This window comes from Bacillus sp. FSL E2-8887 (assembly GCF_038007205.1).
GTDB classification, from domain to species: Bacteria; Bacillota; Bacilli; order Bacillales; family Bacillaceae_G; genus Bacillus_A; species Bacillus_A mycoides.
In genome coordinates this window covers 282710-308693 of record NZ_JBBOWS010000002.1, presented here as the reverse complement: position 1 = coordinate 308693, position 25984 = coordinate 282710, and the positions used below count along the sequence as shown (strand labels likewise).

15 protein-coding genes, 4 pseudogenes and 1 riboswitch are annotated in these 25984 nt (G+C 32.4%); of the genes and pseudogenes, 6 read left to right on the top strand and 13 right to left on the bottom strand.

Features of this window, described 5'->3' with window-relative positions:
- Positions 1-19: 19 nt before the first annotated feature.
- From NSQ08_RS28760 to NSQ08_RS28735, 6 genes are read right to left on the bottom strand one after another with little or no spacing between them, the layout of a single operon-like run.
- The gene (locus NSQ08_RS28760; RefSeq protein ID WP_063226553.1) at positions 20-1015 is read right to left on the bottom strand and encodes a cytidylyltransferase domain-containing protein; all 996 of its coding nucleotides are present in this window, start codon (positions 1013-1015) and stop codon (positions 20-22) included.
- Positions 1016-2221, bottom strand: a complete 1206-nt coding sequence (gene pseC, locus NSQ08_RS28755; RefSeq protein ID WP_340780525.1) for a UDP-4-amino-4,6-dideoxy-N-acetyl-beta-L-altrosamine transaminase — start codon at positions 2219-2221, stop codon at positions 1016-1018. It abuts the gene before it with no gap.
- Positions 2221-3183 (bottom strand): dTDP-glucose 4,6-dehydratase, encoded by a 963-nt coding sequence (locus tag NSQ08_RS28750; protein WP_340780524.1) that lies wholly within the window; start codon positions 3181-3183, stop codon positions 2221-2223. Before NSQ08_RS28750 ends, pseC begins: the two co-directional genes overlap by 1 nt.
- Positions 3180-4205 carry an SDR family NAD(P)-dependent oxidoreductase gene (locus NSQ08_RS28745; RefSeq protein ID WP_340780523.1) on the bottom strand — a complete coding sequence of 342 codons (1026 nt, stop codon included), beginning with the start codon at positions 4203-4205 and terminating at the stop codon, positions 3180-3182. The genes NSQ08_RS28750 and NSQ08_RS28745 overlap by 4 nt, the downstream gene beginning before the upstream one ends.
- A gap of 33 nt (positions 4206-4238) precedes the next feature.
- Positions 4239-5642, bottom strand: coding sequence for a CDP-glycerol glycerophosphotransferase family protein (locus tag NSQ08_RS28740; RefSeq protein WP_340780557.1), 1404 nt, complete (start codon positions 5640-5642; stop codon positions 4239-4241).
- Between the two features lie 4 nt (positions 5643-5646).
- A complete protein-coding gene (locus NSQ08_RS28735) occupies positions 5647-6414 on the bottom strand; it encodes a glycosyltransferase family 2 protein (RefSeq protein WP_340780522.1) in 768 nt (255 codons plus the stop codon).
- Between the two features lie 307 nt (positions 6415-6721).
- On the opposite strand from NSQ08_RS28735, the gene NSQ08_RS28730 reads away from it, so the two are divergent.
- On the top strand, positions 6722-8011 hold the full coding sequence (locus NSQ08_RS28730) for a glycosyltransferase family 2 protein (RefSeq protein WP_340780521.1): 1290 nt from the start codon (positions 6722-6724) through the stop codon (positions 8009-8011).
- 278 nt (positions 8012-8289) lie between these two features.
- Here NSQ08_RS28730 and NSQ08_RS28725 read toward each other — a convergent pair.
- Positions 8290-8998: pseudogene (locus tag NSQ08_RS28725) on the bottom strand (IS6 family transposase).
- A 360-nt stretch (positions 8999-9358) separates the two neighbouring features.
- Positions 9359-9727, bottom strand: a pseudogene (locus NSQ08_RS28715) (PTS transporter subunit EIIC); the annotation flags it as partial.
- Positions 9728-10101: 374 nt separating this feature from the next.
- Between NSQ08_RS28715 and NSQ08_RS28710 the strand changes: the two are divergent.
- From NSQ08_RS28710 to NSQ08_RS28700, 3 genes are read left to right on the top strand one after another with little or no spacing between them, the layout of a single operon-like run.
- Entirely contained in the window at positions 10102-11610 is a 1509-nt protein-coding gene (locus NSQ08_RS28710; protein ID WP_002191461.1) for a spore germination protein, read from the top strand.
- Complete coding sequence (locus NSQ08_RS28705) at positions 11597-12700, top strand: GerAB/ArcD/ProY family transporter (RefSeq protein ID WP_340780520.1); 1104 nt, start codon at positions 11597-11599, stop codon at positions 12698-12700. Before NSQ08_RS28710 ends, NSQ08_RS28705 begins: the two co-directional genes overlap by 14 nt.
- Positions 12697-13824, top strand: a complete 1128-nt coding sequence (locus NSQ08_RS28700; protein WP_002203957.1) for a Ger(x)C family spore germination protein — start codon at positions 12697-12699, stop codon at positions 13822-13824. Before NSQ08_RS28705 ends, NSQ08_RS28700 begins: the two co-directional genes overlap by 4 nt.
- A gap of 296 nt (positions 13825-14120) precedes the next feature.
- Here the strand turns inward: NSQ08_RS28700 and mgtA are convergent, their stop codons facing one another.
- From mgtA to NSQ08_RS29995, 3 genes are all read right to left on the bottom strand, one after another.
- Positions 14121-16814 carry a magnesium-translocating P-type ATPase gene (gene mgtA, locus NSQ08_RS28695; RefSeq protein ID WP_340780519.1) on the bottom strand — a complete coding sequence of 898 codons (2694 nt, stop codon included), beginning with the start codon at positions 16812-16814 and terminating at the stop codon, positions 14121-14123.
- Between the two features lie 437 nt (positions 16815-17251).
- Positions 17252-18580, bottom strand: coding sequence for a magnesium transporter (gene mgtE, locus NSQ08_RS28690; RefSeq protein ID WP_340780518.1), 1329 nt, complete (start codon positions 18578-18580; stop codon positions 17252-17254).
- Positions 18581-18794: 214 nt separating this feature from the next.
- Positions 18795-18971: riboswitch (M-box (ykoK) riboswitch) on the bottom strand.
- A 634-nt stretch (positions 18972-19605) separates the two neighbouring features.
- On the bottom strand, positions 19606-19662 hold the full coding sequence (locus NSQ08_RS29995) for a helix-turn-helix domain-containing protein (protein ID WP_445686763.1): 57 nt from the start codon (positions 19660-19662) through the stop codon (positions 19606-19608).
- Positions 19663-21275: 1613 nt separating this feature from the next.
- Here NSQ08_RS29995 and NSQ08_RS28685 point away from each other — a divergent pair.
- Positions 21276-21509: pseudogene (locus NSQ08_RS28685) on the top strand (MarR family winged helix-turn-helix transcriptional regulator); the annotation flags it as partial.
- 316 nt (positions 21510-21825) lie between these two features.
- Here NSQ08_RS28685 and NSQ08_RS29990 read toward each other — a convergent pair.
- Positions 21826-21945: pseudogene (locus NSQ08_RS29990) on the bottom strand (putative mucin/carbohydrate-binding domain-containing protein); the annotation flags it as partial.
- A gap of 73 nt (positions 21946-22018) precedes the next feature.
- Here NSQ08_RS29990 and NSQ08_RS28680 point away from each other — a divergent pair.
- Positions 22019-22726, top strand: a complete 708-nt coding sequence (locus tag NSQ08_RS28680) for an IS6 family transposase (protein ID WP_002191442.1) — start codon at positions 22019-22021, stop codon at positions 22724-22726.
- Positions 22727-23158: 432 nt separating this feature from the next.
- On the opposite strand, the gene NSQ08_RS28675 is transcribed toward NSQ08_RS28680, so the two are convergent.
- Positions 23159-25894, bottom strand: coding sequence for a putative mucin/carbohydrate-binding domain-containing protein (locus NSQ08_RS28675; RefSeq protein ID WP_340780517.1), 2736 nt, complete (start codon positions 25892-25894; stop codon positions 23159-23161).
- Positions 25895-25984 lie beyond the last annotated feature (90 nt).

The following is a 25984-nucleotide window of genomic DNA, read 5'->3' as shown; positions in this document are numbered from 1 at the left end:
AGTAATACAATTTATTGATTTATAATTTTGTTTCTCTATTTAGCTCATCTACTAATGATTGTTGATTTGCCCATTTCAATTTCACATGACTATTGATTCGAATGAGTTCAGGGTTTCGAAGGATGTAATCTTTTATTTGGTGAAAATATATAGGTTTGGTTTTTACATTAAGATTTTTATAAAGTTCATTGAACAAATCTAAATCTGGTTGTTCATCTAATGTTAACCTCCAAGAAGGATAACAAAATGAAGGAGGGAGTTTTACTATATTGACCCGGAATAAATGAGGATTATTTGTAAAATAAAATGGAAGGTATTCTGTATAGGTTAAGGTTTTCGGGGTTTGTAGCAAACGTTCAATTGCTTCTAATGTGAAAATATCGCCTGCTGTTCCGACAGGTAACGTACTTAGCTGTGCTTGTGTATAATCTGCTCCACTTTTCAAATGTTGCTCTAGTAAATAATTATTGATTTCTGGTGATACAACTGGGCAATCTCCTGTAATCCGCATAACAATGTTTGCATTTTCTTGTTTTGCAGCTTGGAGTATGCGATCTGCGGTATTTTCTGGATCACCTCTGAAAATTTTAACCTTCCCACCTAGATCAAATTTTTCTAAAGGATCATCTTGTGCTACATCTGAAGTAGCAAGAATGACTTGGTGTCCCCCAGGAATAGCTAATGCATTTATAAGACAGCGTTCAATAGAAGGGATTCCATGTATTGGCAATATTGCTTTTAAAGGCAACCTAGTAGATTTTAATCTACAAAGTACAATAATTACTACTTTAGGAGGTTCAATAACCTCATTCGTTAATGGAGTTCCTGCTTGCAAATTATATAAAGCTACTTGAGGTAATAATTCCTCAAACTGAAGCTGGTTCAGTGCATTTTCAACGATACCTAGTTCCATATCAACTTTATTAGCTGTAATGATTTCTCCTTTTTTTATATCAACTTTTGTTACTGCTCTTAACAACTTTTTGTTTCGCAATTCTAATAACACCCCTTTCATTTAATGTTTAGCAACTCTATAAAACGAAAGAACTTTTCTTACTGCTTTTATTACATCCCATACATCATCCTCTGCCATTTTAGGAAATAGAGGAAGAGTAATAATTTCCTCGTATAAATTTTCTGCTTCTGGACAAAGGCCCTTTCCATAACCTAAATTTTGATAAAACGGCTGTAAATGAACCGGTATATAGTGCACATTCACACCAATATTTTCTTTTTGTAATGCCTCATAAATTTCTTTTCGATTACCCTTTAATAATTTAGTATTTAACCGAATGATATAAAGGTGCCAACTTGAGTGGGTTTGGGGCAATTGCTTTGGTATGATGATTTCAGGTAAACTATTAAATTCTTTATTATAAATGTCTACATATTTCTTTCTAATCTTAATAAAAGAATCTAATTTACTTAACTGTGATAAGCCAAGAGCAGCCTGTATATCAGTCATCCTGTAATTGTAACCCAAAAATTGCATTTCATAATACCAAGGCCCATGATTATCAAGAAGTTTTTGAGGATTCCTTTCAATTCCATGTGTACGAAATTGAACAAGCTTTTCATAAAGCAAAGTATTATTTGTAGTAATTACTCCACCCTCTCCTGTTGTAATATGTTTCACAGGATGAAAGCTAAACATTGTCATATCACCAATTGAACCAATCTTTTGGTTTTTATAAGTGGCTCCTAATGCATGTGCTGCATCTTCAATGATAATCAAGTTATTCTCATTTGCTATTTTTTTTATTTTATCTAATTCTACAGGCTGCCCAGTAAAGTGTACGGGAATAATAGCCTTTGTTTTGTTTGTAATCTTTTCCTCTATAGACTTAGTACTGATATTGTATGTTTCATAGTCTATATCAGCGAAAACTGGCTTTCCACCCTGGTATAAAATACAATTTGCACTTGCTACAAATGTCATTGAGGTTGTAATTACTTCGTCTCCCTCTGTGATTCCAGCTGCATAGCAGGCAGCATGCAAAGCAGCTGTACCACTTGAAAAAGAAACAGCGTAATTTGCCCCAACGTATTTTGCTATAGCCTCCTCAAACTGTTGAATCGTTGGTCCTGTCGTTAAAAAGTCTCCTTTTAATATATCTATAACTGCCTGAATATCATGGTCATCAATTTGTTGTTGACCATAAGGCAAATATGTTCCTCTAACAGGATTTCCCCCATGTATACCGAGAATTTCCCTGGCCATTATTCTTTCTCCTTAGGGTTAATTTTTAAAGATTTAATCCACTCTTCTGTTTTAATAACTCCATCTTCTAAAGAAACTTTCGGTTCCCAATTTAATATTGTTTTTGCTTTTTCATAGTTACATAATAATTTTTGAATTTCACTTTGTGGATGGATATGAGTTACATGTTGAATCCTTACTTTATTTCCCGAAATCAATTCTGCTAATTTATTAATTGATATATCTTGTCCTGTTCCTGCGTTGATAATATGACCATTTGCTTTAGAAGAATAGCCTGCTTTCACAACGAAATCTGCACAATCTTCAACGTATAAAAGGTCTCTCGTTTGTTTCCCATCTCCATAAATATTTACTGGTATTTTATCTAATTTATTATTTATAAAAATGGCAACAACCCCACCTTCACCTCCAGTTTTCTGGAATGGTCCGTACGTATTAAATGGACGAATTACCACAACTGGAAGCTTATAAGCATAATAGTAAGATAGAACCATATTTTCAGCAGCTATTTTTGATCCAGCATATGGAGAAGCTGGTTTAATGGGGTCTAATTCTGATATTCCTTGTGTATTAGTAGCTTTATCATATACCATACAAGTACTCATAAAGACCATTTTGACATTATGCTTATGACATTGTTCTAACAAATTAAAAGTACCTATTGTATCATTTTCAAAAGTCGTTCTAGCATCATCTATACTATCTTGAACATTAATACTTGCTGCTAAATGATAACAAAGGTCAAATGAATGATTTTCAAATAATTGGTCAACCAATTTTTTATCTTTAATATCTCCTTGTATACATTGCTTCAAGTTTAAATCATGAACGAACTCGATAATATTTGCTGTAGTTGAATTCGCTAAATTGTCTAATATCCATACTTCATGCTTATCTTGCAATAATCGCTTTACAACCCACCTACCAATAAATCCTGCACCACCAGTTACTAATATTTTCATAATTTCCCCCCTCCTGCTAGTAGTTGCTGGTTTATAATCAAATTTCTAAGTTCTTCTTTTGAAATCGCATCTTGATGATCAGAGCGATAAAATCCTGGCTTCGCTCTATTGGCATTTTCATATTGAGCACCCTTTTTTAGTGGACTTGGTATGATAAACATATCCGGTAATTCAAAAGCCTGTAAAGATTCATCATGTGTCATAAGTTCTTCATACATTTTTTCACCAGGTTTTAATCCAATTTCTTCAATCTTAATACTATCCTTGGACAAACTATACAACTTTGTAACTTCTTCTATCATCACTTCACTTAAATCTTTTAATGAAATAACTGGCATTTTCAATATGAAAGTTTCACCGCCCTTTGCTATTTTCATTGCTTCAATGGTTAACATCGTTGCTTGTTTCAGTGTCATCATAAATCTGCTCATACTAAGATCAGTTACAGTTATTTTGTGATTTTCTTTAATTTGATTTTCAAATAAGGGAATAACAGAACCTCTCGATCCCATAACATTTCCGAAACGTACACTTGCAAATATTGTTTCACTAGATCCTTTTGAATATTCCGCTGATGTTATCAATCTTTCAGCTGTTAGTTTTGTTGCACCGTAATTATTTGTTGGTGAAATTGCTTTATCAGAGCTTGTGAAAATCACCTTTTTTACTTTCTGGGCAATTGCTGCTTTTATTACATTTTGTGTTCCAAAAATGTTGGTCAATACCGCTTCAAACGGATTATATTCACAAAATGAAACATGCTTCATCGCCGCAACATGGAACACATAATCAATATTTTCCATTGCGCTATATAGGCGATCATAATTTCGAATATCCCCAATTAAATAGCGAATATTTTGATTTTCACCCCTAAACTCTTCTTGTAATAAAAATTGATTATATTCACTTCTACTAAAAATTCTTATAACTTTTGGCTTTCCCTCTAAAACATTAGAAAGAATGCTTTTTCCAATTGTTCCTGTTCCACCAATAATTAAAACGTTTTTATTTTTAAAAAACATAGATATGAATACCTCCTCTTTTTAAAATAATGTTTATCCTTGTGCGCTTTGAATTAAGCCTTGCAACTTTTTGGTGCTTACTTCTTGTGGATAATTTTCACTAATAAATTGTTGTCTTAATTCTTTTGCTAGACTTGACTGCAAAGAATCGTTTAGGACCTTTTCAATCGTGCTCACCATATCTTCAATAGATTGATTTACAAGCCAATCTAATTTATCATAATACTTATAATCTCTATCCTCTAATAACGATTTATAAACAACTACAGGTATATCTAATAACATTGCCTCTAACCCTACTGTTGAATTAGAAATAACCACAAGATTCGCATGTAAAATAACATCATACATGTTCACTTCATTTGTTATATATTTAACATTAGGATATACGTTACTTAACCGAACATATTCTCCCACTAGGTTACGCCCTTTTTCCCAAGGATGAGGCTTTATAATAACTGTGATATTTTTGTCTTTCACTAATTTTTCTGTCAATTCAATATAAAATGAAGTTTTAAATGGCTGGGTTGCAATAAAAACCACTTTTGTAGAGGGGTCTATTTTTAATTGTTTAAAAAGATTCTTTTTATCCATATATACCATATCAAAGATATCATCATACCTGGGATGCCCTATAATCTCAATTTGAGATTCACTGACCCCTTTTTGAAGGTACCAATCTCGTTCATATCTTCCATATACAACCTGTTTTGTAGCGAAAACTGGAAAGTATGCTTCTTCACCCATTATCGCACCATGCTGAAGACAATAACTCGGTATCCCTTCACTTTTAGATAGAAAAGTAAGAGCTCTGCTTGCTATATCCTCCGTTGTGCCAACAATCACACCCGAAATAACTTGTTCTTTAAAAATGAAATATGCCATATTAAGTTTCTCAATCATAATAGGGAGGTCGCTGAGTAATTTTTTTTGAAAAAACATGTTTGAAAATAGTGGATGTTTATTAAACTTTGAATAGATTTTTTTAGCCTTTTCGATGAAAACATGTGCCGTATTAGGGGCTTTATTTATATAATCTGGTGCACAAATTGTAGGAAGACCATAAAGTTCTGTCTTTTTTGATCTAGTTAATATCTTTGTATGATTTGGATTAAAGTGAGTAAAATTACTTACTGAAAAACGGAGATAATCTGAATTCAGGAGAATCACTCCATTTTGATTTATTCTTTTTATCTTTGATTGAAATGAAGACATTCTTTTTTCAAACTCTAACTGCAACTGTGTTTCCTCTATAGGTTCAATTAACAGTTGTTTATAAAAATCTTTTTCTTTCATTTTATTTTTTACATCTTCGTCCAAATATTGATAGAAATTACTCAGTAATGGTAAAGCAACATTATAATGCTTTAATTCTGAAAAAACATTTATATATTCTAGATTTAATAACCAATAATTTTTCAAATAGATGTCACTCAACATTTCACCCTCTTTTTTTTCTTAAGTCTTCTCTTAATTCTTTACATGTTCTTTGTGGTGGTAATAATTGTACAAATTCATTTTTTTCTTCCGCAAATATCTGCGCATGGATTGAATGTGAAGTTATATAATTGATATCTAAAACTTCATCTAAAGGATGAAAATCCCAATAATGATTTAATCTCCAAAAAAAGCGTGCATCTCCAATACGATAAAACTGAGGATCTTCATCCCAGTAAGAACTCCACCTTTTTTCAAGAATCGGCAAAACAGATGCTCTATGCATTATAGAACAATGATCAATTGCGCATGGCGCATTATTAGTGACTTTTTTTGCAGGCCTTTCAACAGTTTTGATAGGTAAATCTGATTCATCTAGATGGATCGTTTTTGATGCAGAATATACAATTTGAACATCTTTATTCTCATCAAGATAACTAGACATCATTTTAAGTCGCTCTTTTTCGTATTGATTATCATCTGTAATATAAGTAATATACTCCCCTTTTGCATGTTTAAGTGCCTCGTTAATTAAAGCAGCATATCTGACTTTTTTTGTTCGTTCAGAAATATGGGCTACATTACTTTTATAAAAGTGTACATTTTTCTTGTTTATGAATGGTTGAATCACTTTCTGAGTCATTTCGTTAGAATCATCATCCATAATAAAAAGTTCAAAATCTTGGAAAGTTTGGTTTAATACACTTAATATCGATTTTTCTACAAATGTGGGCTTATTATAACTCGTCATAATAACTGTAATTTTAGGCAAATATTACTCTCCTCCTTATCATTAAATAAAAAATAGTTACGTTATTATATAAAGAGAAAGGACGAACCGTTCCGATAATTTTAAAAAAGATTTATATATGTAATAAAATGATAAAGTAGCTATTTTATTTGTCCATGCATCTTTTTTATAATCCGCTATAGTCTATACCATATCTATGAACAAGTAATAATCTATTTAAGTACAAAAAAGAAAATATCAATAGTTAGAAACAACTAACTCCAAAGATTCAATTAATATCCACCTGAAAATATTAAGCTATCCAAAATTCTCACAAGAGGTGACAACTTTGAAACCCCTAATTTCAATTATCCTCACTAGCTATAATAAACCTTCTTTAATTAATCAAGTTATTGAAAGTGTTCAGATGCAAACTTTTAAAGAATGGGAACTTTTCATTATGGATGATAACTCTTATCCAGATACTATAAATATCATAAAAAAGTATTTAGATGACCCTCGAATTTATTATAAGAATAGTTTTATACAAGGTAATGAAAGATATAAAACCACAAGATATGCAACGCTCATTAATGAGGCGCTTCCATTAACATGCGGAGATTTTATTTGCTATTTAACCGATGATACTATGTACGTTCCAAATAGATTAGCTGAAATGTTATCTTTCTTACAAAAAAGTCCTGAAATAGATGTGGTGTATTCTTCTCAGCACGTAAAATGTGTTGATTATAATCTACAACCTACTCATGAATATGTAAGAAAAGCCTCGGAAATTTTATATACAGCTGCAAATGTTGTGGATCACTGTTCAGTTATGCATACAAGAAGAATTTTATTAAAGGTTTATCAAAAATACAGTAATTATTGGGAGACCGATTCTCTATATTGGTTTAACGGAGATGCAATGTTTTGGAAACGTCTAAATACATTCCAACCTTTCTATCCTATTAACAAAGTGCTCGATATTACTTTCAAAACACCTTTTTCCTTCCAAAATCTATATGCCAACCTCCCATCTAAAGATTTAAATGGTATATTGCTTAGAAATTCACAAGGTGACGTATTTTTAGTTGATAATTATAAACGTAGGTCCCTATCAAAAGAAATGCTTTCTTACTTCAAATATAATCAAAATCAAATTGTCCCAATTCCTGAACCATTTATTTACAAATACACAGAAGGACCACCTATATCTCTTACAGAACCCATTCCAAATTTACGTGTTGTAAAAAATGAAAAAGGAGAATTATTTTATATAGAAAATAATCAAAAACGTCCATTTATTAACACTACAGCATTTCGCAAGTTTAAATTTTCAGCTCAAGAAATTATTAAAGTTTCGCAACGTAGTTTAGATGAATTTTCAGATGGACCACCTATTTACCCGAATTTATCTAATTACACGATTCTACCTGAAGGGAAAGTATTTATCTATCATCACAATTATTTCATTATGACAGATCGCATGCTTCACCCAATAGATAAAGACATGTTACAAAAACTGTATCTATTAAAGAACTGTATACCGATTTCAAAAACTAGCTTATCCTACTTTAAAATTGGTCCTCCTATTTCATCATATCCATCTCACTTAGCTGAAGAGTACCAAGAAGACTGACAAACGAGATTGTGCCAAGAAGGACTATCCCCATGCCCATCAACTTAAGAAAAGTAAACACCCCAAAACAAAAAAATGAGCTGTTTTCTCAAAATATCTACCTGTAGAGAAAGAAAGTTTTCATTTAGGGGGTACTTCAAAACCTTAGCTTACTAGTAGGGGTCACTATCTATCAATATTAGTAATGCAGATAACATCATCCTATCGAATAAAACGGTTCTGGTGCAAAAATAAAGTAAAAGAGAATAAAGCATATATATTCCTAACGGAATCGTATCTTATGCTACAAGTCCAAACAATTGATGGACGAATTCTTTCTGATTTTGGATAGACTGGTTCCGTAAATTAATCTGTTCTTTTTTAATCATATGCATGGCTTCTACTCCAGAAAGAATGGATATAGCTGTGTCAAAAGATTTGAGCCCTAGCATAGAACGGATACGCTTCTTTATAAAGCGATGATCTTGTTCTACTATATTATTCAAGTACTTTTGTTGTCTAAGTTGCATACCATCAGGTATGCTTTTTTCTTTTTTCAACAGTTCAATTGCTATAGGATAAGCCGGATTCTTATCGACTGTCATCACACGTGGCTTTGATACATGAAAAGACCGCAAAGCTTTCTTGAAAAAGCGCTTTGCAGCCTTTCGGTCTCTTGTTTTGCTTAGACAAAAATCGATTGTGTTTCCTTTCGAATCAACAGCACCGGTACAGGTACATCCATTGCCCTTTAACTTTTATATATGTTTCATCAACTCTCCAAGAGTCATTGGTTTGCTTGAGGTGACGACGAATTCGTTTGTCCAATTCCGGGCCATACTGATGAACCCAACGCATAATCGTGGTATGAGAAATAGATAAGCCCCGTTCCTTCATCATTTCCACCAAATCACGAAAACTGAGGTTATACCTTAGGTACCATCTTACCGTTAACAAAATTATATCAGGCTGATAATGCTTCCATTTGAACAAATTTTCCTTTTTCATACTGATCACACACCTTTTCTAGAGTAGTAATATCAGTATGTCCAAGTTTTATAGATTTTTTGCACCAGAACCTCTTTCGGATAAACGATGTCTAATGTGCCATCTGGAAAGTTAGATTTATAACTTATATCCTTAACGATTTTTGTTTCTTGTAGGGCTTTTTCATAACCCAGTGACGGAATGAACGTTCCCCCTTCGAATGCTTTTTTAATCCAAAAACTATGAGGAAAGATATAAGAATTTTTTCCATGCTCCTCTAGGTTTTTGTTTTTTTATTTTCATAATAAAATCTTCTCCATTTCTTATTTGGTTACTACCTTAATTTAGACCTAGATTAGAATATGAATTAAATTTGTTTCCCCCTCCTTGACCTGGTGATAATGGTTCACTGTTGAATATATTGTTTATTGGTAGATCAGCTGTTACTCCTGTTAAAAGGGTTACACCACCAATGAATCCACTAAGAGATGGTGTTGCTCCAAATTCTTTTGCAGCATTAATCCCTACATAAATAACCAAATAACTAAATATCTCATTTTTAATAACATTAAAAATAGTTACATACTGCTGCCATGTAGCACTGTCTAAATTTCCTGCAGTAATATTGTTTGACAAAATTACTGCAATACCCGCGATTAAACCAGCCCCAACAAAAGCTGGAATTAAAGGGGTGAATATATTCCCGATTTTTCTTAAAAATGTTTTAAAAGGTGTATTATTTCTTTCTTTTGTTCAGCCTTCATTTCTGCACCTTTTGCTTGTAAATCTTCAGCGGAAGGTGCTGCTGAGCCAACATACTTCTCTTTCCCTTGTGCTACAACAATATCGAATTGTTCTATATGCTAATATGCTTGTACGATTTTGTAATATGTAAAATTAATGTTCTTTAAACTTTTATATACGGGGCCATCAAACCAAGCAAACAGGTCACCACAAAAATAATGATAAAATGAAATTCTTTGTTTCAAGAAGGCTTTAAAATTTCGTTCTGGGGGTGCCACAAAATTTCAAGTTGATAGCGATGTGTTGCTATCCCCATGAATAAAATTTGATTATATAAAAATAATAAAAACACGACTGTTATACGTAAAGAGGTGTAAATCATGTCTTTAAATGAAAAGACCTTAGAAACCATGGAAAATACCATTGTTGAAACTATCCAGACAAATAATTTACAAGAACTTAAGAATACATTAGAACAGATCTTTGATATTTGTGCCGATTTAGTTGAACATCCATTACAATTAAAAACAAAAACGAATGTTTTACTATATTATTTTGAAGGTCTGACAGATGGTTTTGCACTAAAAGGAAATGTCGTTACACCATTATTACAAGAAGTAAATGAAGACAGGCAAGTATTTAATTCTAATATTATTGCTACTTATACAAAAACAGTATATACATGGAATGAAATTAAAAAAGGGCTGCTCGAGGGACAATGTGTACTGTTTATGGAAGGAGAAAAGAAAGCCCTTCTCATAAATACAAAGGGATGGGCAGAAAGATCGATTCAGGAACCTATTTCAGAAGTTACCATTAAAGGTTCTCATGATGGGTTTATTGAGAATGCCACTAAAAACATAGGTCTCATTCGTAGATATATTCCTTCTACTGAGTTAAAAATCAAAAAATTGACAATCGGAGAACGGGCCACTACTTTTGTATATTTACTTTACTTAGGCGATGTAGCTAACGAAGATGTGGTACAGGAAGTGGAGACAAGAATCTGTAAAATTAAAACTGATACAGTATTGAGCATAGGAGAATTGTCCAACTTTACAAAAGATCAAAATTGGACTCCCTTTCCACAGGCTTATTTAAGTGAACGCCCAGATGCTATTTCTAATCATATTCTTGATGGTAAAGTAGCAGTGTTAATTGATAGATCTCCTGGTGCAATGATCGTTCCAATGAATTTAATTGGATTTTTTCAGACTCCCGATGATTATAATGTACATTGGCTGATTGCATCATCTTTTCGCTTATTACGATTTTTAGGATTTATTATAGCTATATTTTTACCCGCAATATATATTGCAATGGTTTCATTCCACTTTGAAATCATTCCTTTAGATCTATATACTTCTATTGCAACGTCAAGAATTAAAGTCCCTTTCTCGCCTTTACTAGAAGCATTTATTATGGAAATCACATTAGAAATGCTTCGTGAAGCTGGTATTCGTCTACCACAACCAATTGGACAAACAATTGGAATTGTTGGAGGTATTGTAATTGGGCAAGCGGCTGTTCAAGCAGGGCTTGTGAGTAATGTTATGGTTATTATCGTATCTATTACTGCCATTGCATCATTTGTTGTTTCTAATTATGATTTATCAAGTTGTATTCGGCTTATTCGTTTTCCAATGATGTTATTTGCCTACTTTTTTGGAATTGTAGGTATTGTTAGTGGATTAATGCTCTTATTTGCTCATTTTGTTTCACTAACTTCCTATGGTTCACCATATGGATTGCCAATTGCACCTTTTCGTTTCCAAGAATTAAAAGATTCTTTTGTAAGATTTCCTATTTCTATGATCACCACCCGTTCTAGTACAGGACAACCGAAACAAAGAAAGAAAAAAGAAGGTGGTTCGCATGGGGAATCTTAAATTCCAAAACATAACTTTATTCGAATATATTATTTTTATCCATTCACTACAACTAGCATCAGGTATGTTAATTATGCCAAGTCCACTTGCCACTACCGCTGGCACAGATGGCTGGATTTCTATCATTCTGGGATGGATAATCACTTCTATAATTGGCGTATTTATTATATTAATGTTACAAAAAAACCCTAACAAAAATTTCTCACAGATTTTAACAACTTATTTTGGTAAATGGCTGGGGACAATATTTATTCTTTTATATGCCTTTTATCTATTTTTTGCTGGATTTAATACTTTATTAAAGGCAACTGATATTGTAAAAGTGTGGATATTCCCTTCCACTCCTGCTTATCAAATTGCCATATTATTACTATTGCCTTTTATTATTTTATCACTGAGTGGGATAAGGGCTCTTACTAGTTACTCTATGCTTGTTTTCCTCTTCACTACTTGGATGCCAATCTTTCTCCTTTTCTCATTACAGAGTAATTACAATCCAATACACCTACTACCCATTTTAAAAGATGGTATATATCCTATTGTAAAGGCAACTAAAGAAACAATTACCCCTTATGCCGGCTTAGAAATTGCATATTTTATTTATCCGTTTTTACAAAAAAAACATAAAGCGATAAAAGGAATACTTATAGCGAATACAGGAACCATGTTTTTCTACCTATATGCTACTATTCTTTCTTATATATATTTTAGCCCTGAAGGTATAAAGGAAGTGATTTGGCCAGTATTTCATCTGTTAAAAGGGGTTCGTTTTTCTTTCATAGAACGATTAGAAATTATATATATTGCTTACTATTTGATTGTATTTTCCACTACAATATATCCGTATTTATTTTTCAGTTTCGAATCTGTGACCATTTTATTTCAAAAAACCGTTCGCAATTGGGTGCTGGTTGGTTTTATGCTATTAATAGTCGGCTTATTCGTTTTTCTAAATCCCGATGTGGATCAATATTTATTTATATATTCTCTTATGGATATCTTAAATATCATTTTCTTTATTCTATTACCAATCTTCTTTTTCGCTTACAGCATTGTTTTTACTTGGTTTACTAGGAGGAAACAGCTTTGATTCGAAAATGGATATGGATTGTAATCTGTTGTGTATGTTTAATTGGTTGTGGTCAGAGAATTCCTCTTGAAAAAGTTTCTTTAATCCTTTTAATCGGCTTAGATAGTACTTCTAATGGAAACATAAAAGTGGGCACAAGCATACCACTCTTTCATCATAAACAGCAAAGCAGTACTGTAGAGCATTGGGTTCAGGCGTCAACCATATATGATGGATTTAGCAAAATGGATACGAAATTAACAGGGTATGTGACATCATCCAAAGCTGAAGTTATTTTAATTGGGGATAAATTAGCACAAGAAGAAAATTGGATACAGGCGCTCGATTCCTCTTACCGTGATCCTTACGCTACCATCAATGCTAAAGTGGTGCTTGTTGATGGACCGGCAGAAGATATGTTTAAAGTTAATAGGCCTGATAAGCCATCACTTCCATCTTATATAAATGGTGTAATCGAATCGTCTATTCAAAATAATCAATCCGTCTCTTCCACGATTCAACAATTAATGAGAGAAAAAAATGAACAGGGAATGACGCAAACTGTTCCCATTATCAAGAAAACAAATAATGAAATTGATACGGTAGGAATTGCATTTTTAAATCATCAAGGAAAGTACTTAACGAAGATTCCTAAAACCGATGTGAAGTTTTTCAACCTTATTAATAAGTCAAAAAATACAGGTCGGATGATACTACACCTTGTTCTTTCTCCAAAAAAATCTGATAAAAAGCCAAATACGTCTGTTTTCGTACAAAATGCAAAGAGAAAAATTAGTGTTGATTTTCAAAAAGGTAAATTTATTTTTAATATAGATGTAAGTATGAATGTATCCTTAATTGAAAAAACCAACGGAAACTTAACTAAAACTCGTTTACATGGTAATAAGAATATAGGTAGATTGGAACATGAAATCCAGGAAGAGTTCAATAAAAAATTACAAGGCATGTTACAGGATATGCAGAGAAATAAAATTGATCCAATTGGTTTATCATTACACGCTAGAGCTTTTCAATATAAAGAATGGAAAAAGGTAAAAGAAGATTGGTTGCGCGCTTTTTCAAAAGCTAAAATACGTGTGAATACACATGTTAAAATAAAAGATACAGGAACAATTAGAAATTAAACTATCTAGATTATTTTTAGCCAAGAAAACTTACCCCTCAATTTGTGTGAAGGTGCATAGCACCAATAAGTTAAGTGGAAGATGAATCCACCTTTTCTGTAGGGAAACATGTGTTTCTAGGGTATATATGGTTCTGGTGCAAAGTTTCTCAAGAGATAAACAGAGGCATGAATATATGAGGAAATATTATGAGGCTACTAGTAATTCCTGTAATTCATGATATACCGAAAAGGCGAAGTCTCCAAAGAGACTCCGCCTTTTCAACGTACAATGAACTTCAACAAAATGTTTTAGTTTTAAAGCCAGCGATTAAACTTCCTGATGTATATTCTCTTTATAATTTCAGTAACTAGAGCATATATTGTTAAAATTCCAAATAACCACGGGAAATAATACAACGGAAGTGGAGTTAAGCCAATTTGGGTACTTAACCTGGTAAATGGAAGGGAAATTCCTATAATCATAACTAAACCTGTAAGTATCAAAACAGGTCTAGCAGCCCTACTTTGTAGGAAAGGAATATGTTGAGTACGAATCATATGCACAATCAATAATTGTGTTAATAATCCTACTAAGAACCAACCCGTTTGAAATAAGGATTGCATTTCAGGAATATTTGCACCAAATATATTCCACATTACAATAAAAATGGTTATATCAAAAATACTACTTACCGGCCCAATAAAAATGATAAAGCGAAATAAATCTTTCTTATCCCAACTTCTTGGTTTTACTAAAAATTCATTGTCTACTTTATCCCATGGAATTGAAAGTTGGGATAGATTATATAGTAAGTTCTGACATAATATCTGAATTGGTAGCATTGGAAGAAAAGGAATAAAGGCACTAGCAATTAATAAACTTAATACATTTCCAAAATTTGAACTTGCTGTCATCTTAATATACTTTAATATATTCCCAAACGTTGTACGACCTTCCACAATAGCATCTTCTAATACATATAAGTTCTTTTCTATAAGTATAATATCTGAACACTCTTTAACAATATCATCTGCTGTATGGATAGATATACCAACGTCAGACTGCTTTAAAGCAAACACATCGTTAATTCCATCTCCCATAAACCCAACTGTATGCCCATTCATTTGTAGTGCCTTTATAATACGGAATTTTTGACTAGGATTTAATTTTGCAAACACACTCGTATTACTTGCAAGTTTTACTAATACCTTATCAGGAAGACTATCAATTTCATAACCAAGTACTGGTTCTCCTATATACAAGCCCATTTTCCTACATATATTTCTTGTAACGGACTCATTATCACCAGTTAAAATTTTTACTTGTACTCCTTTCTTTTGTAGAGTATGAAGTGCAGCGATAGCAGATTGTTTGGGTGAATTTAAAAAACCTACATATCCAACAAGTGTCATATCTGATTCATCATTAATAGAGTAACCCCCTACTTTATCACTCTTTAACTCCTTATATGCAACTGCAACAACACGCATCCCCCGTTCATGCCAGAGCTCAATTAAGTGTTTATTTTTACGTTGAATGTCATCTGTAATAGGAATTATCTTATTATTTTCTTTTATATAACTACAAAATGATGTAACTTCTCTAACAGCACCTTTACATAACAATATTCGTTCGTTAGCATTTTTTTCTATTACAATAGAAACTCGTCTTCGATCAAAATCAAATGGGCATTCATCTATTTTTGAGTATTGAGATATATCAAATTTACTACTATCTCTTACATAACGCATAACCGATAGATCAATTTCATTTTTATATGCTGTATGAAAGTAACCATTTAAATACGCTAATTTCAAAACCTCATCCGACTTCTCTCCATTAGTATCTGTATGGCATACCAGGTCCATTTTATCTTCTGTCAATGTGCCTGTTTTATCGGTACAGAGAATATCCATAGCTCCGAGATTATGGATAGAAGATAGTTGTTTTACAAGTACCTTCTTTTTACTCATATTAATAGAACCTTTAGCCAAATTAGCGGTTACAATCATTGGAAGCATCTCTGGAGTAAGTCCAATCGCTACAGCTAAAGCGAATAAAAATGCCTCATACCAATTCCCATTTATAACTCCATGTATCATCATAACAATAGGTGTCATGATAATCATAAATTTAATTAATAGCCAGCTAACTTTGCTTACCCCTTTATCGAATCTAGAATCAGATTTCTTGTTCAGTTTAAACTGATTCTTTGCTATTGAACCAAAGTAAGTATCTGTTCCAGTACATACAACTATCGCTGTTGCGGTACCACTTATAATATGTGTTCCCATAAAACAAAGATTTTCTAATTCAATTAAATTCTGGATTTTTCTAATTTTACGTTTTTTGTACATATGGAAATATTGATTTGATTTTTCAATGGGTAATGCTTCCCCTGTTAGAGAAGATTGATTTACAAGTAAATTTTCTGATGAGATAATTCGTACATCTGCAGGTACAATGTTCCCAGCAGATAATTCTATAATATCTCCTGGTACAAGATCCTCAAGAATAACTTTTACCTTTTCACTTTCTTCTAATAACGCCCTCTTATTTTCCCTATACGAAACATTTTTTCCCCTGAGAACAGTTACCTTTTCATATACAAGATTTTTTAATTTTTCTATAGACTTTTGAGAACGAATTTCTTGTATGAACCGAATTAACACACTTAAAGCCACCATAATACCTACAATAATAGTACCTATTTTATCATTAGTAAGAAAAGATAATATTCCTAATATGATTAAAAGAAAAATAAATGGACTTCTAAAAGAATTAAATAATGTTATATACCATTTGATTCTTTGTTGATAAACCACTTTATTTTTTCCGTATACTCCAAGCCGCTTAGTAGCTTCCTCCTGAGAAAGTCCATGAGACGTTGTTTTAAAAAAAGCTAGCGTCGACTCAACATCACATTTTGCAATCTCACTTAGCATTTTATAATTTTTGCTTAGTACTTCCTGATTATAAAAAGATTTTTTTTTATTAATTCGCAACAACTTTACCTCCTATCCATTTAATAAAATTCCCCTGTTTTTCAAAATATAATTTTAAAACTACATTTTTTTAACTACCATGAATTTTTAATCAAATTTAGAAGCGCTATTGCACTTAAATAGTATTATTTTCACCATAAAAAGTAATATTTATTTATAAGTTTTACTTTTATTAGCAGCAAAACTTTAGAATATAATGTGGTCTGTCGCTAGTATAGTGTAGACGCTTTATTTATTTTTTTTGAAGTTAGTTTTAACTATATAATGAGTTATTAAGGCCCATAAAAATCCTTAAACAGTTCCTATTAATACATCCAACGGATAATCTATTAACTTTAATACTTTTTTCATTTCTATTCTCTCTTTCTCTAAACTTCCAACATGCTTGTTTGCAAACTTTGTGGAAACTAACTTAGGTATAAAAACGAAAAATAAATTTTTTATAAACCTAATAGCATTTTTGCAATGGTAAAGTACAGAACTAACCCCGTCCCATCGACTAACGTCGTAATGAACGGACCCGAGATAACAGCTGGATCCAGCTTTAACTTATTTAGAATCAAAGGTAATACAGATGAAACAATAGACGACCAAATAACAATGAATAATCCTGTAATAGCTACAACTTGTGCGACTTCAGTACCTACGCCTAAAGTGTATGCACGAATTAATGCTGCCACGGCTAATGTAAGCCCAAGTAAAACACCTACTAATGCCTCTTTTTTCATGACACGAAATATATCTTTAAATTTCACCTCATTTAGAGCTACAGCACGCACCAATGTAGTTACAACTTGTGTACCTGTATTTCCACCAGTTCCGATTAACAATGGAATAAAGAAAGCCAGTGCAACTACATGAGTCAAAGTTTCTTCATAATGTCGAAGTACAGAACCAGTATATGCTTCTGCTACAAACAGAAGTAATAACCAACCTATACGTTTACGGTATATATGCCAAATAGAGGTTTCGAAATATGGCTTATCTAATGGGGTACTTCCTCCTAATTTTTGAATATCTTCGGTTGCTTCTTCTTCGAAAACATCCATTGCATCATCAAAGGTTATAATACCTATCATCCGATTTTCCATCGTTGTTACAGGTATAGCGGATAAATCATAATCCATTAGCTTTTGTACAGCTTCCTGTTGGTCTGAGTCTACTGAAACTGAAATAACATCTGATGCCATTATTGATGATAAAGTCTTATCATCTGATGCTAGCAATAATTCACGAATAGAAACAATTCCATTAAGCTGGCCACGTGTATCAAGAACATAAATATACGATATAGATTCTACCCCTGCCCCAATTTTCCTAATATGCGACAGCGTATCTTTCACTTTCCAATTTTCCCTGGCAGCGATATAGTCAATTGTCATCAGGCTGCCCGCTGTTCCAGGTTGAAAAACCAGCAGATCTCTAATTTTTTGTTGAGATTCTTCAGATAAAAGTTGTATCAATTTTTCAGCCTGAAGTGGATGAATTGAAAGAATTACATCAACGAGGTCATCAATGGATTGCCTAGCTAATAGCTTTTCCCCTTTATCCACAGACAAGTTGGTGCAAATATTATATTGCTCCTCTGGAGTAAGGTAACTAAGAATTTTCGCTCCTTTTTCAATAGGAAAACATTTCATTAAAGATATCTGATCTTCATGATGAAAATCTTTCATTCCCATTGCAATATCATAGGACTGAGTTTTTAAAAGTTCTCGCACTAGGTGTATGTCTTTTGTCGTTAATAATTGTTGTAAACATTTTTTCATCGTAATTCCTCCTTAAGGACAGTAGTACTATTTATTCATTTTCCCACTTCTGGGAAAACAGATTTCTTAATAAATATGGGATCAATATCATCAATCATTAGTTTCCCCCCCTTTTTTTAAGAGATTTATTACAAATAAAATTTTGCATATAAAAAACCTCCCCTAGTGATTCAACTAAAGGAGGTTGATTTAAAAAAGACATAGCTAAATAAAGCTCATTCCCCCCTAGTTGAGTTTTGGCACTATACAACGTAAAGGATGAATCATTCATCACTTAGCTATCTTAAGAAGAGCCTTAATCCGACAATTCCTGTTCTACCCATTGGCATCTTTCGATATTTTTGGGCAATAGCCTGTGTTTGTATAGGAGCCTCACCTAACAGGTTATAAATATTAAAATTTTTTTGCTTGTTTCATGTTAAAGAATATCCACTATTTTTAGACTTGTCAAGTACATATAAAACTTATTATTCCACTTTTCGGTGTCAATCCAATACCAAATGCTAGATATTAACATTTTATATTTATACAACAAATTTCACAATTTATGCATTTGATTTTCTAAGTTATACAATATCTAAACCTTCGTGAGTGGATTGCTTAATGTGCCACACGCATAATGATAGAGATGTAAATACCAGTATTAATTCACTGAAATTAACAATGTAATTGGCATTGTTTTTTAGGGTAGGAACTCCCCTTATAGGTTGGTAAACTTAGATGGCTATAAACAATCATCTACCTCCCAAGAAGCTCCTACTTATAATTATCTCTAATAGGTTAGTTCTGCCTTTAAGAACTTCAAAATTTCAGGGGACACTATTGTATTTGGATATTCATCTATCGAGCAAGAACCTCGTATATTATCGACACATAACCAAAAATTCCCCTGATCAGGTACAGAAAAAGATTCAGTATTAACATTATATTCCTTCAAAACTTTAATAAAATTTATACCTTCTGCCGGAGAAACAATTTCATCTTTCTCTCCCCAAATAACAAAAAAGCTACTTTTAAACATTGGGTTATTTGTTGCTTTCTTTATTTGGATAGATACGAAATTTATATGCTTTATTAATCATCATTCATTTCACCTCCATTTCGGTATGCGTCTATTATACAACGAACATACATTCGATAGGTAGTGAAGTAACACTTTATGTATGTCGAACAATTAAGATGGCTTCCTACCATCCCTTGTCCGAAGCCAATTCATCTCCCACCTACTTACTTCGCGCTCCTTGAGGAAGGAGTCTTCTTGGCTAAAATGATAAATTTACGGGATCAGTCCGTTCAAAAGCAGAATATCTTTATCAACCAGCTGTTTGGAGTAACGGCATAACTGGAGATTCCGTTAGGAATCTATTATTCTTTTTTTTATTTATTATCTTTTTGCACCAGAACCCCTCAATTCACTTTTATTACTGGTTTCTTTTAGAGTATTTCAAAAGATTCTATTTCTTTCTCATTTGATTCTTCTGACATATTTTGAACTTCTTGTTTTACCTGTTTTTCTTGTATTGATATCTGATTATTATCAGATGTCATTTTGTATCCAAAATAAATTACAAAAAATAATAAAATAATTATCCAAATACATATAAACACTTTATAAGAATTTTTCACTTTATATACCTCAATCACTTTTTTAAAATTCATTTAAAAATTAAATTTAAATATCCATCTGTATTAATTTTTAGATTTAATAAATACTGATGTAACATTAAAATTCCTCCATCAAAAATATCAACTAGGCATTTTTGATTAATGCTGTTTTAAATACCAATCCCTTCATTTATTTCGATACGCTCATATGCATAAGAGGCTGTGTAGCAATTAGACTGAACCTTACATAAGTACTAAATTGTGTAGGAAAGGAAGTACATTTTATATAATCTCATTACCTAAAAGCCCCTAAATAGTTGGTATTCTTCTTCTTTTAAGACAGAAAGGATTTTTAATAAAATGCATGAAGGTCTAACTCAGACTTTTTACTACACACACTCTTATGTACAAAGAAAAAACGTTTCTAGTTTATATTTTGTAACAAATTATAAACAATAAGAAAATAAATCGAAATAAAAGTAATAATAAGTAATACTTTTGTAACATTAATGTAACATATAAAATTTTAACATACAATATTTTTTTTATAAGCATATACTCATTGAACATCCGCCTTCTTTACAATATATCCCCAGAGATTTTAACGAACTCCCCGAAAGAATTCTCCTTCCTCAAGCGTGTGAAGGGCGTAGCCCAACGGTAGGTGGGAGATATAGCCACAAGCTTTTGATAAACTAGCTATATGAAGTTCTTTGATAACTTGATATATGAGGTTGCAGGAAGAAAATAGAGTGCGAAAACCAAGCCATTCGGCTCCTGCGTATAATATCAACCGTACCAAAAGAGCGTCCAAGCGTTGGACATTTAGGGATGGAACACCCCGAAGTAACGCTCAGGGAGACGAAAGGTTGCTTTCGTCGTGGAACTGAGAAGCTCCCACTTCAAGCTTTGCTAAGTGGCGAGTAGTTCACATATTCTATCTTTTCATAAGATAACTCCAGATAATGAGATATACTATCGCTTGGAAAAAGAACAGTAAATTCCGACTTAATTTGACTCTATTCTTCTCTATATATTAATGTTATTTTTATATAATTAAGTACTTAACTAATGAGGGAGTGATGATTTAATTACAAATTCTGCAAATAAATTAACTACAATAGATGTACTTGGTCAAGCTATATATAGCCTGACTGCAGCCGATGGACGTTTAAGAGGGCGGGCTACTCGTACATTAGGAGCTGTTTCAATGGTCCATGCCCGAACCCTTAAAGTATTAGCTTAGGAAGGTGAATTATCAGTCAAAGATTTAGCTGATCGAGCAGAAACTACCGCCGCGGGTGTTACCCAATTAATCAATGGAACATATATACGCCAACTGATAAAAATATACTAAAAATCATGTTTCTTATAACTCTAATTATCATAATCTATCATTATTCATAGTAAAAAAAGCCCACTTCTTATATAAAAATAAATAAGGAGTGAGCTTTTTTTGCTATGAAATTTTAATTTATTTTCCAAATAGACGACTCCAATATGACTTCTTCTGTTATATTGTTGTAATTCTTCCGCAAATGGTTGTAATTCATCTTGAATCAAGAGATTCATAAGAAAACATCATCCTTTCTATTCTAGCTTATTTAGAAAGAATAACATTTTCGTGATTTCCTCTTAATCTATTTTATTAATAATCCCGTAGAAGTAATTTGATATGTTCTTTTCTTACCCATATATTCTTGTTTACTATTCTCAAGATTAAGTAGTGTGGCACGTGTCTTTTCCTTTTGTGCTTCTCCCGGTTCTGGTGCAAAAAATCTATAAAACTTGGACATACTGATATTACTACTCTAGAAAAGGTGTGTGATCAGTATGAAAAAGGAAAATTTATTCAAATGGAAGCATTATCAGCCTGATTTAATTTTGTTAACGGTAAGATGGTACCTACGGTATAACCTCAGTTTTCGTGATTTGGTGGAAATGATGAAGGAACGGGGCTTATCTATTTCTCATACCACGATTATGCGTTGGGTTCATCAGTATGGTCCTGAATTGGACAAACGAATTCGTCGTCACCTCAAGCAAACCAATGACTCTTGGAGAGTTGATGAAACATATATAAAAGTTAAAGGGCAATGGATGTACCTGTACCGTGCTGTTGATTCGAAAGGAAACACAATCGATTTTTGTCTAAGCAAAACAAGAGACCAAAAGGCTGCAAAGCGCTTTTTCAAGAAAGCTTTGCGGTCTTTTCATGTTTCAAAGCCACGTGTGATAACAGTCGATAAGAATCCGGCTTATCCTATAGCAATTGAACAGTTGAAAAAAGAAAAAAGCATACCTGATGGTATGCAACTTAGACAACAAAAGTACTTGAATAATATAGTAGAACAAGATCATCGCTTTATAAAGAAGCGTATCCGTTCTATGCTAGGGCTCAAATCTTTTGACACAGCTATATCCATTCTTTCTGGAGTAGAAGCCATGCATATGATTAAAAAAGAACAGATTAATTTACGGAACCAGTCTATCCAAAATCAGAAAGAATTCGTCCATCAATTGTTTGGACTTGTAGCATAAAATACGATCCCGTTAGGAATATATATGCTTTATTCTCTTTTACTTTATTTTTGCACCAGAACCCTCTTTGGTTTAACAGCATAACGTTCAAATCCGCTAGGAATCTTTTACTCTTCTTTCATATCCCACTATTTTTGCACCAGAACCAAAAATTATGGACGTTTATAACTTTCTACTAAAACTATAAAAAGTCAACCCCAATGGAATTGACCTTTTATAGACTGTGGCAACAGAAGGATGTCATAAAACTAGATTTTGATATTGTAGCATTTCATTTGTGAAAAGTATAACGTGATTAAACAAAAATAGATGTGTCAATCCTTAGAACATTAGCTATAACTTGTTTTTTTGAATAGGTGTAAATATATAAAATATCTAATGTGCCTATAGAATTCATCATACATCATTATCAATAGTTAACTCTTTTTTAATCTATTTTATTAATAATCCCGTAGAAGTAACTTGATATGTTCTTTTCTTACCCATAAATTCCTGTTTACTATTCTCAAGATTAATTAGTAAAGCTCTTATCTTTTCCTTTTGTGCTTCTCCCTCTATATGGGTAAATTCAATATAGTCTCCTATTTTTACTGGAACAGTTTGAATTTCAGCGGCTTGTTGTGTATTTCCTACAATTCCTTTATTGTACAAAATATTGCCCGATGAGTTTTGAACTTTAATGCTTGCATACGTACTAGTAAAATAGGAATGGGGTATACCCGCTTCTAATTTAATCTGCATTTTCTCTGTTGCTTTGTTATACTCTACTTTTGCGATTTCTCGATCATTATATCCTTTTAAAGACCAGCTAAATTGATTTCCATCTAAAACTGTTGTTTCCGGCATTTTCTCTACTTTCTCCAGACCTTCTTTTGTAACTTCGTACATTGCTTTTTTTCCAAAGCTCTCTTGTTTACTATTATCGACATTTGTGAAAGTAGCTCTATGTACACCTTCTAAATGTGTTAACTCGATATAATCTCCTACTTTGACTGCTACCTTTTGTGATTCAGCATTTTGCTGTTTGTTTCCATAAATGTCTTTATTGTATACTACTTTCCCTGATGCATTTTGTACTTTAATACTCGCGTATGTTTCATTAAAATAATGATGCGGTATGCCTGCTTTTAATTCAACTTGCATTTCTTCTGTCGACTTATTGAAATTGATTTTAGCAAACTCGAAATCACTGATTCCTTTTAGCGACCATGCAAATTGATTTCCATCCAAAATTGTTGCTTCTGGCATTTTTTCTACTTTCTTCAGACCTTCTTTTGTAACTTCGTATATGGCTTTTTTTCCAAAGCTCTCTTGTTTACTCTTATCTACATTTGTGAGAGTAGCTCTATGCACACCTTCTAGATGTGTTAACTCAATATAATCTCCTACTTTGACTGAAACTTTTTGCGATTCAGCATTTTGTTGTTTGTTTCCATAAATGTCTTTATTGTATACTACTTTCCCTGATGCATTTTGTACTTTAATACTCGCATATGTTTCATTAAAATAATGATGTGGTATGCCTGCTTTTAATTCAACTTGCATTTCTTCTGTCGACTTATTGAAATTGATTTTAGCAAACTCGAAATCACTAATTCCTTTTAGCGACCATGCAAACTGCTTTCCTTCTAAAATATTAGAAGAGTTCGGTATATCTGAGCTAAAACCTAAGTTATCTAATATAGATTTTAGATCAGGTAAGACACCTATTCTATCATTCCACGGATCTTGGGATTTTGTTCCTGTATTTGGATTACTTAAGATATTTCTTAATTCGGCTGGTGTATACGAAGAACCTCGATGTTCTTTAGCAATACCTTGAATCGAAGTTGCCGCCCCAGCAATAATTGGTGAAGCACTTGATGTTCCACTAAATGTTGATGTATATAAATTTGTAGTATTTTGACTTGGATTTGCAGATGTTGTATCAACATTTTCTCCCCATCCATATACATCTAATCGGCTTCCATAATTTGAAAACCATAAACGTTTATGTGGAACAGTTGATGATCCCGCCCCAACCATAATAGCACCTGAATCCTTAAAGTCTGGACTATTTCGAGTTAAGATCTTTTTTCCATTACGATCTTTAAAATTATCTAAGTCGTTTGAACCATTTGCGCCCGCTTCTATAATAATAATCCCTTTATCTGTACCAACACGAATCGCATCAAAAATATCTGGATGTACTTCTACAGGCAAATATTTATCCCCATACCCATCATACGAAGCTTGTGCCTCTAATAAAAGAATATCCCCTGCTTGTAAATTATGTACAGCACTTAAAATAGCATCCGCTGTATTATAAATTCCATTATCCCTGATTTGGGATATTACTTTTACATTTGCTTTTGGTGCAATTCCAATATTTCCAATTTGATTATCTTCGGATGAAACAATTCCTAATACAGAAGTACCATGAGCTCTATGCTGGCTTATATTTTGTCCAGACATAAGCTTTATATTTTTATTGACTAAATCCTCATGGTTCAATAACCATCCATATTCCATATCCACAAAGGTTGTACCCTTCCCGTCACCACCTTTAATGCTCCAAGCATGCGAGGCATTAATTCCCTTTGGTGCCGCTTCAAGATATCCTTGATTTTTAAATCTAGGATCATCGTACGGATTAACAGATAAATTTGGCAACTGTATTTCAGGGGGTGTCAAAATTTGTTTTTTTTGTATATAAGCCTCCTCCACAAGAGGGGACGTTTCAAATTTTTTCAGTAATAATTCTATTTCTATGTTATTAGGAGCTTGTACAATATAATAATTTAATAAATTGTTAGCTGATTGATTAGCAAATGATTTAGAGTGTAATGATAACTTTTCAATCTCTATCGGATCTACAGATGAGAACAGGCGATTCAAAGTAAGTTCCGTATTTTCGGAAAATAACTTTTTTAAATTGTTATCATAATTCCCATTTTTTATTCGTTTCTCAATACCATCTTCATAAGGTAAGTCAATTTCATTTTTAAACTTTACAATTAATTGTTCTTCCTGTGAATCTCTTTTATTAGAATCTGTTTCTTTGTATGTAACATTATAATATTCAGCGTAAACTTTATTATGAATTCTATCATTTTGTAGTATTAAATCTGTTCCTACAAATGTTGTCATTGCAATTGATGAAATTAGAAACCCTTTGAATATGTTCATACTATACCCGCCAATCTATTTTCTCTTGAGCATTTTTTAATGCGTATAATAGTTAAGATTTTTATATAATATAATATATAAATCAATAAT

Coding starts and splice junctions, on each gene's coding strand:
- NSQ08_RS28760 (WP_063226553.1), bottom strand. CDS start 1,015: ATGAAAGGGGTGTTATTAGAATTGCGAAACAAAAAGTTGTTAAGAGCA.
- pseC (WP_340780525.1), bottom strand. CDS start 2,221: ATGGCCAGGGAAATTCTCGGTATACATGGGGGAAATCCTGTTAGAGGA.
- NSQ08_RS28750 (WP_340780524.1), bottom strand. CDS start 3,183: ATGAAAATATTAGTAACTGGTGGTGCAGGATTTATTGGTAGGTGGGTT.
- NSQ08_RS28745 (WP_340780523.1), bottom strand. CDS start 4,205: ATGTTTTTTAAAAATAAAAACGTTTTAATTATTGGTGGAACAGGAACA.
- NSQ08_RS28710 (WP_002191461.1), top strand. CDS start 10,102: ATGTCTTTAAATGAAAAGACCTTAGAAACCATGGAAAATACCATTGTT.
- NSQ08_RS28705 (WP_340780520.1), top strand. CDS start 11,597: ATGGGGAATCTTAAATTCCAAAACATAACTTTATTCGAATATATTATT.
- mgtE (WP_340780518.1), bottom strand. CDS start 18,580: ATGAAAAAATGTTTACAACAATTATTAACGACAAAAGACATACACCTA.
- NSQ08_RS28680 (WP_002191442.1), top strand. CDS start 22,019: ATGAAAAAGGAAAATTTATTCAAATGGAAGCATTATCAGCCTGATTTA.
- NSQ08_RS28675 (WP_340780517.1), bottom strand. CDS start 25,894: ATGAACATATTCAAAGGGTTTCTAATTTCATCAATTGCAATGACAACA.